Source organism: Tunturiibacter psychrotolerans, from assembly GCF_051013365.1.
In the GTDB taxonomy this organism is placed as follows: Bacteria; Acidobacteriota; Terriglobia; order Terriglobales; family Acidobacteriaceae; genus Edaphobacter; species Edaphobacter psychrotolerans_A.
Genome location: NZ_CP132941.1, coordinates 2050863 through 2063647, shown reverse-complemented (window position 1 = coordinate 2063647; position 12785 = coordinate 2050863). Strand labels below are relative to the sequence as shown.

6 protein-coding genes are annotated in these 12785 nt (G+C 56.0%); 3 read left to right on the top strand and 3 right to left on the bottom strand.

Annotation, left to right across the window (positions count from 1 at the left end):
* Positions 1-11: 11 nt before the first annotated feature.
* The 3 genes from RBB76_RS08755 to RBB76_RS08745 all read right to left on the bottom strand — a co-directional run bounded on the left by RBB76_RS08755 (position 12) and on the right by RBB76_RS08745 (position 6347).
* Positions 12-893 carry a hypothetical protein gene (locus RBB76_RS08755; RefSeq protein WP_429627803.1) on the bottom strand — a complete coding sequence of 294 codons (882 nt, stop codon included), beginning with the start codon at positions 891-893 and terminating at the stop codon, positions 12-14.
* 81 nt (positions 894-974) lie between these two features.
* Positions 975-4289, bottom strand: coding sequence for a maltose alpha-D-glucosyltransferase (treS, locus tag RBB76_RS08750; protein ID WP_429627804.1), 3315 nt, complete (start codon positions 4287-4289; stop codon positions 975-977).
* Between the two features lie 39 nt (positions 4290-4328).
* Positions 4329-6347 (bottom strand): alpha-1,4-glucan--maltose-1-phosphate maltosyltransferase, encoded by a 2019-nt coding sequence (locus RBB76_RS08745; protein WP_429627805.1) that lies wholly within the window; start codon positions 6345-6347, stop codon positions 4329-4331.
* Between the two features lie 480 nt (positions 6348-6827).
* Here RBB76_RS08745 and RBB76_RS08740 point away from each other — a divergent pair, with 480 nt between their 5' ends.
* The 3 genes from RBB76_RS08740 (at position 6828) to RBB76_RS08730 (ending at position 12705) form a co-directional block, all read left to right on the top strand.
* The gene (locus RBB76_RS08740) at positions 6828-9077 is read left to right on the top strand and encodes a TonB-dependent receptor domain-containing protein (protein ID WP_429627806.1); all 2250 of its coding nucleotides are present in this window, start codon (positions 6828-6830) and stop codon (positions 9075-9077) included.
* 92 nt (positions 9078-9169) lie between these two features.
* Positions 9170-10111 (top strand): hypothetical protein, encoded by a 942-nt coding sequence (locus RBB76_RS08735; RefSeq protein WP_429627807.1) that lies wholly within the window; start codon positions 9170-9172, stop codon positions 10109-10111.
* A gap of 128 nt (positions 10112-10239) precedes the next feature.
* On the top strand, positions 10240-12705 hold the full coding sequence (locus RBB76_RS08730; RefSeq protein WP_429627808.1) for a beta-L-arabinofuranosidase domain-containing protein: 2466 nt from the start codon (positions 10240-10242) through the stop codon (positions 12703-12705).
* Positions 12706-12785: the final 80 nt, after the last annotated feature.

Below are 12785 nucleotides of genomic sequence, written 5' to 3'. Positions count from 1 at the left end.
AAAGAAGATGGTCACTGCGCCGTAACGGCGAAGGTCTGGAAGTAAGCTTGTAAGGCCTTCGCGGCAGGCTCGCCCAGTTGCGGCTCGCAGGTCATGGTTGACTTCGGGTCGACGGACTTCGGATCGCGGAGATAGCGCTCGAAGATTGCCGGCGATGAGGAGGCGAAGTTGCCTAGCGTGTGCCACTCTTTGCCTGCTTTTGTGCCGCCGTAGGTGCCCATGTTGTGACAGCGGTAACAGTGTTGCTGGGCGATGCGAAACCCGGCAATGACCTGCGGATTCGACGTGTCTCCTGGGCGTGGTGCGATAGCGCCGTAGACCTTCTCAGCCGCGCCGAAGTCCAGCCGCGTGACTTTTGCAGGTATCTTGGGAAGCTCCTGAAAGGAGGAGACACTGAAGGCCGGCGTGAAGTACGCGTGAGTAATGAAATACGTACCGGGGTCGTCGTTGTGTGTCTGGGCAACCCATGTCTCGACGGGCATTCCGTCGATCTTCAGCGCAAGGATTGGACGGTGGGTCTTCACATAGTCGCGGGTGTAAGTCGCGCGATAACCGTCGGAGCAAAGGGCGGTTAGTAAGTCTGCTCCAGGAAGAGCACCGAGGGAGCGTTCGAGGACATCGAGGTAGACGCCGGTCACGGTCAGTTTCTGCTGAGGAAGTTCGCGAAAGTTTTCGTCGCCTGTGACGGTAACCGTTGTTTGAGGGAGCTTGAGGAGTTGTTGGTACGAGATGTAGCGGATGGTGCCGGGTGCGATATCTGCTGCCATGCCGGTGATTTCGAGATCGGAGTTTGAGGTGCGCTCTGTCGAGAGAAGATGACCGCCTGAAGGGGAGTCGGCCGCGGACAGAGTGAGACATGCGGCAACGACAGCGATCAGCTTCACTGGAGGCATGATTCAGACTATCGTGGAATTTATTTTCGGCAAGCGCAAAAATTTGAGTTTTGCACGCCGGTAATTCTGACAAAGAAACTTTTATGACTGTAGAGAGAGTATGCCTGCGAGTGGAATTCTGACCCACGCAGGTCGATTGTTGAGTTCGTACAGAAGCTCGTAGAGGGACTTCTCGAGCAGGTAGGCGTTGAGCAGGATTTGTGCCTGCGCGGGCTGAGGGATCAATGCTGAATCCTTGGCCCGGACAGTCGCGTGATAGGCGCGGAGAAACTCGGTGGAGACGGAGTTCTGCCAAAGGGTGGCCCACGGCTCGAGATACTTCGCGTCGTCGGGGCGACGTTGCGCGAAGGCATTGTGTGCGGCGTGCGCGGCGTAACTGAAAGATCGCAGCATGCCTGCTACATCTCTTAGGGGTGATTGTTTGGCGCGACGCTCGGCGAGGCTGCGTGCGGGTTCGCCTTCGAAGTCGAGGATGACGTAGTCGCCGCGGGAGCGGAGGACCTGGCCAAGGTGATAGTCGCCGTGAATGCGGATGCTTTGGCCGGCAAGGGAAGGAGTTGCGGAGGCGATGGCGCGCGCACGAGCAAAGAGTTCGATGCGACGGCTGAGCACGAGTGCGGCGTTATCGGCGGTGGTCTCGGTGAGTTGCGACATGCCGCGTTTGAGAGCGTCGAGGGTGAGTGACAGCTGGGCGTCGATGCGGTCGGCGTCGGCGACGAGGTCGGCTGTGGTGAAATCTTCAGCCATGAAGGCCGGGTCGCGAGTGGGAGTGGCGAGCGCGAGATGCATCTCGGCGGTACGGCGGCCCAGCAGCGCCGCTGCGTCGAGATAAAGACCGGCGTGTTCGCGCGCGAGTGCGGGTGATTCGCTCTCTGTAAGGAACGAAGCGGGAGTGCCGACGTCGTGAAGTGCAGGCAGAATAGCAACGCTGTCGTAGTAGTGCGAGAGTTCGTTGAGAGTCCATTGCCAGCCGTCGCCTTCGTTTTCGACGAGACCCTGGAGCATCGCGATGGTGGTGGGCATGCCGTCTTTCGTACGAAGTGTGATGTCGCCAAGAAAGGGAGCGATGCGCGGGAAGTGTGCAGTCTCGGTGAGAAAACGTCCGATTTCGGTGTCGGGGTTTTCTCCGGGTTGGAGCCGACGGAAGAGCTTCATGATGAGCTTTGCGTCGTAGAGGATGGAGGTGTTCGATTGTTCAGCTGAGCCGGTACGGGCGGGCAAGATATCGGTGCCACGGGCTGCGGCGAACGCGGTGCTCTTGCGGCCGTGGAGAGCGCCGTTCTGAGTGTGCAACTCGCCGCTGCTTTCGATGAGTTGAAGGATCGCCTGACGGACGTCTTCTCGCGCGACCGCGTCATGCAGGACTGCGGGCCCGTCGCCGGTTGAAACGGTGGCGACGATACTTGCGGGATCTGATCCGCGAACCATCTCTGCGGCTTCACCTGTACTGATCGTCAACGCGAGTTGATAGACATCGGTGCTGTCGTCCTCATAGATGAGATGGAGGAAGAGCAGAGCTGCGTTGAGGCTGGGGAGCAGTGCGGAGTCGAGGATCTCGACCGACTTGATGGTTCGGGTCTTTGCTCCGAACCAGCGCTGATGGGGAAGGAAGCTGACGAGAAGCTGCTGCAACGAAGCTAATTCAGCTCCTGTAAGGATGCCTTCGATGCCGTGACTGAGCAGGCTGACGATGGGTTCGTCGACGGGAACCTCGACCGGCTCAGGCGATGAAGGCGCGGACTGGAGTTCGAGCCATAGAAAAGAGTAGGGCGCAAGCGTGAACGGGTAGGGTTGTGCGGTGATGGTCGGGAAGGTTACGTAACCAAGCATCTCGACGGGAATCATCCCGGAGTACTTGGAAAGATCAAGCGAGACGGGTTGTGAGAAGCGGGAGAGGTTGGCAACGCAGAGGACTGTTTCGCAGTGGTCGCCTTCCTGGAACTGGCGAATGTAGGCGAGGATCTTTCGGTTTTCGGGATTGAGAAACTCCTGCGTGCCGCGCCCGAAGACGTGGAAGAGTTTGCGCAGGGCGATCATGTTGCGCGTCCAGTGCAGAAGCGACGATTGATCGGACTGCTGCGCCTCGACGTTGATGGATTGATAGCCCCAGATGGGATCCATGATGACGGGGAAGTAGAGCTGAGCCGGAACCGCCTTGGAGAAGCCGGCGTTGCGATCGGAGTTCCACTGCATGGGCGTGCGGACGCCGTTCCGATCGCCGAGATAGATGTTGTCGCCCATGCCGATCTCGTCGCCGTAGTAGAGGATAGGTGTGCCGGGAAAGCTGAGGAGGAGCGAGTTGAGCAGCTCGATGCGGCGGCGGTTGTTGTCAACCAGGGGCGCCAGACGACGGCGAATGCCTACGTTGATGCGCATGCGCGGGTCAGCCGAGTAGGCGAGGTACATGTAGTCGCGCTCGTCGTCGGTGACCATCTCGAGCGTGAGCTCGTCGTGATTGCGGAGGAAGAGACCCCACTGGCAGTTGTCGGGAATGGCGGGAGTCTGCGCCATGATGTCGGTGATGGGCAGACGGTCTTCCTGACGGAGCGCCATGTAGATGCGCGGCATCAGCGGGAAGTGAAAGGCCATGTTGCACTCGTCGCCGTCGCCAAAATAGGGACGAACGTCGGCGGGCCACATGTTGGCTTCGGCGAGCACGAGGCGATTGTCGTACTCGGCGTCGATGACTGCGCGAATCTCTTTGATCTTGACGTGGGTTTCGGGTACGTTCTCGCAGCTTGTGCCGTCGCGCTCGACGAGATAGGGAATTGCGTCCAGGCGGAGGGCGTCGACGCCCATATCCAACCAGAACCGCATTGCCGTGAGAACCTCTTCCATCACACGTGGGTTATCAAAGTTGAGGTCGGGCTGATGCGAGAAGAAGCGGTGCCAGTAGTACTGCTGCGCGACGTCGTCCCAGGTCCAGTTGGACTTTTCGGTGTCGACAAAGATGATGCGGACTCCCTCGAAGAGCTTGTCGGTGTCGCTCCAGACGTACATGTCGCGCTCAGGGGAGCCTTTGGGGGCGAGGCGAGCTGCTTTGAACCACGGGTGCTGGTCGCTGGTGTGGTTGATGACCAGCTCGATCATGACCTGCATGCCGCGCAGGTGAGCTGCATCGAGGAACTGTTTGAAGTCGCTGAGCGTGCCGTAGCTGGGATTGACCTCGACGTAGTCGGCTATGTCGTAGCCGTCGTCACGTAGCGGCGAGGGGAAGAAGGGAAGCAGCCACAGACAGGTAACTCCGAGATCCTGCAAGTAGTCGAGCTTTGACATGAGGCCGGGAAAATCGCCGATGCCATCCGCGTTTGAGTCCATAAAGGCTCGGACATGGATCTCGTAGATGATCGCGTCCTTGTACCAAAGCGGATCGGAGGCGCTGCCGGATTTTTTCACTCTTCGTACCTCGTGCTGGAAGCTGTTGACGAATGTTGCTTATGGCGTGGGTGGTGTTTCGGCGGCGGGTTTGCGGAGCAGACGGAAGATGTGAGCCGGCATTACGTCCGGCCGTAAAGCGACGTAGTTACTGCGGTCGTGCCATTGATAGCGTGTGCCGGTGAGTAGATCTTCAATCTCGAAAGTTTCGTTGTGTGGAATTGCAAGCTTCTTGAGATCGAGGTCGATCCATCCTGCTTGCTCCTGGGTTGGATCGAGATTGACGACAATGAGAACCCGATTGTCTCCGCTCGATTTGCTGTAGGCGATGATGTTCGAGTTATCGACGTGGTGGAAGTGGAGAGTGCCGTCGGAGTGAAGGGCAGGGTTATTCCTTCGAATTTGATTCACGAGCGTGACCAGAGGCGCAAGGCTGTTGCTCGCACTGCGATTCCAGTGACGGATCTCGTACTTCTCGCTGTTGAGGTACTCTTCGCTGCCGGGTTTGGCGGGGACGTTTTCGCAGAGTTCATAAGCGGGGCCGTACATGCCGTAGTTTGCGCCGAGCGTCGCTGCGAGGACGAGGCGCTGCATGAAGGCGGGACGGCCGCCATTTTGCAGTGTGGCATGCAGGATGTCGGGCGTGTTGGGCCAGAGGTTGGGATGAAAGAAGTCGGTCACCGGAGGCTTCGTGATCTCTTCGAAGTACTGTTGCAGTTCGTCCTTTGTGTTGCGCCAGGTGAAGTAGGTGTAGGACTGGCTGAAGCCGGCCTTGGCGAGTGAGTACATGACGTGCGGACGGGTGAAGGCTTCGGCGAGGAAGATGACGTCAGGATATTTTTTATGAATCTCATCGATGCACCACTCCCAGAAGGGAATTGCCTTCGTGTGCGGATTGTCGACGCGGAAGATTTTGATATCGCGTTTGATCCAATAGGTGAAGACGTCGCGCAGGCCCTCCCAGAGCCCGCGCCAATCGGGCGACTCGAAGTTGAGAGGGTAGATGTCCTGATATTTCTTGGGAGGATTTTCGGCGTATTGAATTGTGCCGTCGGGGCGAATGTTGAACCAGTCGGGATGCTCGGCTACCCATGGGTGATCGGGCGAGCATTGGAAGGCGATGTCGAGCGCAATCTCCATGCCGTGTTCGCGAGTGGCAGCGACGAGCGCGTCGAAGTCGCGAAGAGTGCCGAGAGGAGCATGGATGGCCTTATGGCCACCCTCCTTTGCGCCGATGGCCCAGGGGCTGCCGGGGTCGTTTTCCGTTGACGTGACGCTGTTGTTCGGGCCTTTACGAAACGCTTTGCCGATGGGATGGATCGGCGGCATATATAGAACATCGAAGCCCATCGCTGCGATGCTTGGCAGAAGGGCTTTCACGTCGGCGAAGGTGCCGTGGCGTGTGGGGTCAGGCGAAGTCGATCGTGGAAAAAGTTCGTACCAGGTGGAGTAGCGCGCACGTTCGCGGTCGACCCAGAGATGAAGTTCTCTTGCGTAGCGCGTGGCGAACGCGAGGTCGGGATATCGGGCGACCAGAGCGATGAGCTCGTCTGTCAGCGGATTCTCGTAGACGTCAGATTTTGCTTTTGCCAGTTTGAGCAGGCGTGCGGCCTCGTCGGCCAGTCGCTTGCTATCGGTTCCTTCTGCGCGCTTTGCCGCCTGCTCGAGAAGCAGCGCGCCGGAACGTAGAGCGAGCGGAATATCCTGTGGAGCGGCAGCGGGATTTGTGCCTCCGGGAATAGGTTGCGCATCGAGTCGCTTTTGCAGATCCGCAGACCAGGTATCGAAGTGATCAACCCACGCCTCGAGCGTGTAGAGCCAGTCGCCGAGAGCATCGACGGTGAAGCTGGCAGACCAGAGATCATTGGTAAGCGGGGAGAGCGGAGTGGAGCGCCAATCGGCTTCGCTTGAATGGCGATAGAGCAGCCGCCCGGAGACATGGTCGTGACCATCACCAAAGACCGCAGCAGTTACGGTTACGGTGTCGCCCAGGATTCGCTTTGCTGGATAACGTCCACAGTCGATTTGTGGTTCGACCTCTTCAATAACGACACGCTTGCGGCCTTCAATGGGTTTCATACTCACTCAGATCTTATGACTCGCTTTCGTACCTATAGTAGTCCGATGGGCGCGCTTCAGAGGTCGCTATCGGGACAGACGGGACTCCTCATAGGAAGATGCAGACTGAGCCGTATGTGTTTGCTGGCTATGGGAAAGCGTGGAGAGTCATGCGCAAGTTGCTTTAGCCGGACAAGAATAAAAAAATCACGACGACGGCCGGTTTCGAGGCTCCTTTTGAGCTTCGTTTGAGGCTTTCATTCCTCTCGATTGTTGTTGCCGAAAGTGAGCTGAACTTCAAAGGAGGTTCTGAGGATAGGACCGTCGTATATGGGTTTTATGGCTGAGATGACAGGGTGTTTCGATAGAGAAACATTGTGAGACTATCGCTGCCGGGGTCTTGAATTTGAGGGTAATTTCTCCAATTGAAATAATTTTCCCCTTGACAATGGGTTAACGCCTCTGTTCGACTTGCGGGCGTTACAGGGAGGCGGAGATTTCATGACACACCTACGCAAGACCAACGCTCCTTCAGAGGCGATCAAGAACGTCAGGACACAGCGCAGAGACTTTACCTACTTGACAGGTTTTCTGAAGACCAGACTTTCCCAGGTATTTCAAACCATCCTTTTGTTGATGATTGTTGCGGGCGTTGGTCCGCAAAAGGCGACGTTGGCTCAGACCGATCTTGGCTTCATCTCCGGAACAGTCCGCGATGCCGCTGACGCTGTGGTTCCGAACTGTCAGATCGAGATTAAAAACTCGAGAACGGCGACAACGCGCAACGTCACATCTGACCAGAACGGTTACTTCAACGTGCCGTCGCTTACGGTCGGGCCTTACACTGTTTCGGCCACCGCGGCTGGATTTAAGCATCTGGTGACGAACGTCGATGTGACCACGAACGGTACGACTGCTAACCTTCAACTCTCTGTGGGGAACGTGCAGCAGGAGGTGACGGTTACGTCAGAGTCCGGCTCGGTAAGTTTGCAGACCGATAACCACGAGTTAGCAACAACAGTTTCGCCGACCCAACTGGTCAACCTGCCGAACAATACGAGAAGCATTCTGAACGTTGCGACGCTCGGCCCCTCGTCGCAGCAGGGTACCGATGTCGGCGTTGATGGAGGCGATGAAAGTTTCTATGGTCAGACTGCCAACTCAGTTATCATTTCGGGGCTTGGCAACGCACACACTGCATTTCTTCAAGACGGCGTAGACAATACCAACCTGTTGACGCAGACGGTAAACATCTTGTCGTCGGTGGAGGCGAGCCAAGAAGTCACGACGATTCTGAACGGCGCACCTGCGCGTTTCAGTCAGCCTTCGATTATCAACGTAATTACCAAGAGCGGATCGAATAAGATTCATGGAACCGCATATGACTTTCTGCAGAACGATGACTTCGACGCACAGAATTGGTTTGCTACGTCGAAGCCTGCAAAGCGCTACAACCAGTTTGGGGGTAACATCGGAGCTCCGCTCTGGAAGAACAAGCTGTTTGCTTTCTTTGACTATTCAGGTCTGCGCAGTCACACGGCAAACGTCTATCAAGATCGCGTTCCCACTGCCGCAGAGCGAACGGGCGACTTTTCTGCCGACGGTGTGACTCTTTACAATCCTGCCACCTACAATCCTGCAACAGGCACAAGCCAGCCATTTGCAGGCAACAAAATTCCCGCGATCAGCCCTTTTGCTCAGCTTTGGTTGCAGAACTATCCTGCGCCTACTCAGGCGCTCAACGCGAGTAACGTCAACTACGTCGTAAATTTGCCGGCGATCAGTAACTACGACGAATATCTCGGTCGAGTAGACTTCAACATCTCGCCAAAAGATTTGTTGTTCGGAACTGTTGCGAGGCTTACGAGCCAAGCTGGCCAGGACAGCATTACGCCGAATCTCTTCGGTATCTTCATCGCGTTGCAGGGCACTAATATTTCGGTCGCCGAGACTCACGTCTTCAACTCGAACATCGTGAATGTTTTCAAGGTCGGTTACAACCGCAGTAATCTATTTCGCAGTCAGCAAGGCCAGGGCGCATTAGATTACGCGGCATCTTACGGATTGGAAAACGTTAATCCTCAGCCTTCTCAATGGACACCTCCCCAGATAAACCTGAACAGTGATAACTACACCTCGCTTGGAGACCCGTACTCTCCGCAAGGCGCAATTCAAAATCGTTTCCAGTACACCGATGAGGTCAGTTGGAAGATTGGCAACCACACCTTTGTGTTCGGCGGTGATTATGTCAGAACGCAGTTCGATGGTGACTGGGTTGTCGGTAACAACGGCATCTACAACTTCGACGGTAGTGCGACTTCGCAGTACGTCAATGGAGTGCGCAGCTCGACCAATCAGGGTAACTCCCTTGCTGATCTCGAACTCGGATTTCCCAGGACTGCCAACGCTGCGAATGGTGTGACTCTCGGTGCATTTCGTGGGACCGACGTTTCGGGCTATGTGCAGGATGACTGGAAGGCGCTGCCGCGGCTGACCTTCAATATAGGTTTGCGTTATGACTTCGACAATCCGCCTAACGATAAGAATGGCCATGGCGGACTCTTTAGCGTGGCTTCGAACACTGTCATTCCCGGAACTTGGAAGACAAACTACAACGACTGGGCGCCTCGTTTCGGCTTCTCGTATCAGGCGGATGACCGCACCGTAGTCCGTGGCGGATATGGGATTTACTACGCCCCGATCCTCTACAACAATCTGCATTCGAATTATTGTATTCGCCAAATTTCGTAAATCAGTCTTACTCCCTCAATATTGGCGCTCCGCTCGATATTCAACATCTGTTTGTTGCTAATCCATCTTTGGCGGGACAGCAGAGTTATACCTTGACGAAGACTCTGAAAGACACGTCAGTGCAGGACTGGAACGTCAATATCGAGCGATCGCTCAGCAACAACACTCTCCTGACCCTCGGATATATCGGCAACGTGACTCGTCATCAGTCTGCGCGCGCCGATCTCAATCAGCCATATGGCTTCACCGCGGGAAATACGAACGGCATTCGCGACCTGAAGCCGAATCCGATCGTTGGACCGACCGATGGACAACCTAACGCCATTTCGGCCAACTACAACGCACTCGCGGTAAAGCTAGAACGAACGTATACCAACGGTCTGCAGTTTCTGGGGGCCTATACCTATTCGAAAGCTATGGATATCCTGGATGGCGATAACTCTGATATTCAAAACCTCTATAACCCTGGGCTGACCTACGGACCCGCGGGCTTCGATCGCACTCACAACTTCATCTTCAGCGGAGTGTACGAGCTGCCCTTTGGTCCGGGCAAGAAGTTCTTCAACTCAAACAGTCTGCTCAATCGCGAGATCATCGGCGGCTGGCAACTCTCCGGCATTCAGCTGTTCTCCACCGGGCAGCCGATCCAAATTACCGCTAACAACAATGCTGATACCAGCTCAGTTCATAGCGTTTATGCAAATCGGATCTGCACAGGGAATGCTCCGGCAGGTCATCCTCGCTTACAGTTCTTCGATCCTTCCTGCTATGTGCAGCCTGCGACTGGCCAATATGGAACAGCCAGAAGTGGACCGCGTCTGCCGGGCATCGATACGACGAATATAAGCCTTCAGAAGGCGTTCGCGATCACCGAGCGGCAACAGCTCCAGTTCCGCGCGGAGGCGTTCAGCGTCTTCAACCACCCGAACCTGGCGACTGGAAGCACCAGCATTACGAATTCTGCTGCCGGTCTGCTTACAACCGAACCGGTTGGCCAGCGAGTGCTGCAACTGGCTTTACGCTATGCCTTCTAACCGCATCGGCGTCTAACCACAGGGGTCAGAGGCTTCCCTTCTGACCCCTCTCAGCTTAGGATTGCTCGACGAAATTCGTTTCGCTTTACTTGCTTGCAATACCGAAAAGAAAGCATTGGAGATTGGTCATGGCTGTGACACGACGTAAGTTTCTCTTGAACTCCACTTATGCAGGAGCGGGGTTTGCTGTAATTGGTGCAATGAAGCCAGTGGTTTTGTTAGCGCAGGCTGGCGAGAAAGATATGGCACCATATCTGACTGGAATCAGAATGGCCGCAACACCTGCGACGAACTATCGCGCGTATCGCTCGAAGGTGTCTGCAACACCAGATGTCACAACCTGGGTTCAGGTGGATCTGAAGAAGAGTGTTCCTATCTCCGCCATTCAGTTATTTCCTGCCTCCGAGCGAATGTATCCGGGCCGCGATCAATACTACGGAGGTGAGGGATTCCCTCTGCGTTTCAAACTGGAGGCTTCCGACGATGCGGGCTTTGCGAAGGCTGAGACCATTGCGGACTTCACTCAATCTGACTTCCCAGATTTGAAAGACAACATTACGCAGTACGCGGCGCATGATGTTCACGGGCGGTATGTGCGGTTGACGGCCACGCGCCTTCGCCCCGTCAAGGCACCTGATACCGACGGCACGCCGCTGGGCAAAGAGCCGAAGGATAGCCCCGACTACACGCTGATGGTTGCGAAGATGGCTGTTTTGTCTGGCGGGCACGATGTCGCGGTGGGCTGCAAAGTAACAGCAGATGAGAAGTACGGAAACAACGAGCTTGTCGCACAGCTTACGCGGCCTCCACGGCAGGACGGAGAAGGAATTCGCGTCGACAATCCTCATGCGGTGACCGATGCTGCAACCTGGAAGCCCGCAAAGTTTAAAGCAGAAGCTCCGAAGACGGGAGTGACACTGGATGGCGGCGTCTTTCAAACCGCAATGCAAAACAACATTCAATATCTGCTGAACTCTTATACGACTGACGATCTTCTCCGCCAGTTTTACGAGCGAACGGGCAAGATCAAGAACTTCAAGCCTACCGGCTCGCAGGTTTTCTGGGAGGAAGATCTCGCGGGTTCAAACGCAGGTCGTTTTCTGATGGGCGCGGGCAACACGGTGCGCTGGATAGACGACCCTGAGTTGCGTCGCCGTCTCAATGTTGTGGTCGACGGTATTGAAGAATGCCGTCAGTCGAACGGATACATCATGGCGTATCCCGAAGACACGATTTTTTATTCTGAGCGTGCAGCCTACACTCGCGCGTGGCTCACGCATGGACTACTGGAAGCGGGATATGCCGGCAACCCGAAAGCACTTCCGATGCTGCGGGGATACTACGATTGGTTCAACCAGCAATCGTTCCTGCCGGTCATGCTGCGCGGAGCGATTCAAGGCGGCCAGGGCATGGTTGCGAATACGCGCGTGTGCACAAGCCCAGTTGGAAAACCAGCGGATGCACAGGTGATTCAGCGCTACTACCAGGAAGACGGCTGGATGGAAGGGCTGGCAAAGCAAGAGAAAGAGCAGGTCTGGCAGTATCCGTATGACCGGCCGCATTGCTATCTGCTGACTAATCTTGAAGCGTACCTGGATATGTATCTTGCCACAGGCGATGTGCGGTACCGCGACGGTGTGCTCGGCGCGTGGGAGCTCTATCGCGCACACTGGCAGCAGGCGGGCGGAAGCATCTCGATTATCGAGTTCGAGAAAGATCCGCCGAACAGCAACTATCTCCACCAGAAGCTCGGCGAGCTGTGCGGCAGCAGCTTCTGGGTTTTCCTGAGCCAGCGTTTCCAACTCCTGAATCCTGATGAAGAGCGCTATGCCACTGAGATCGAGAAATCGATTTACAACGTTGGCATGGCAAATCAGGACGGCGGCGTAGGCCTTCGCTACCACACGATCATGGAAGGCAAGAAAGAGAAGTCCACGCACGAGAACACGTGTTGCGAAGGGCAGGGAACACGGCTGCTAGGGACTTTGCCGGAACATATCTACTCCATTGCGCCCGATGGTATCTATGTGAATCTCTACGAGCCCTCGACGATTCGTTGGCAACAGGCCGGACAAGCGATGGAGCTGAAGATGAAGACGCGCTTCCCCTACGACACGCATGTGAGCGCTGTGGTAAAGGTGTCGGCGCCTACACAAGCTAACCTGCGAATTCGCGTTCCTTCCTGGGCCGCGAAGGAGATGGCAGTGTCGGTCAACGGAAAGGTGGCGGGTTCGGGCAAGCCTGGTTCGTATCTCGCGGTCGATCGTAAGTGGAGCGACGGAGATGTCATCGAGTTTGTGCTTCCTGCAGAGATCCGGGTGAAGCGCTACAACGGAGACGACCAGGTTGCGGGTAAGAAGAGGTACTCGGTCGAGTACGGCCCAATCCTGCTCGCTGCTGTGGGAGCTCCAACAGCAAATATCACGGTGGACAAGGGCAAGGAAGCAGAGCATCTCGCAGATCATTTGGAGCCGGTCGATGGAGCGCCGCTTCACTTCTCCGTCCGTGGAAACACGGGTCAAAAGTTCATGCCCTACTGGCAGATCTCGGAGGAAGAGTTCACCTGTTATCCGGAAGTGACGGCAATGGCGTGATCAGTCTGGGCGGACTGCTGTTGATCGGCAGTCTGCCCGCTCACTCGAGCAAACAAGTTTGAAGTTAGTGGTCCCAACTT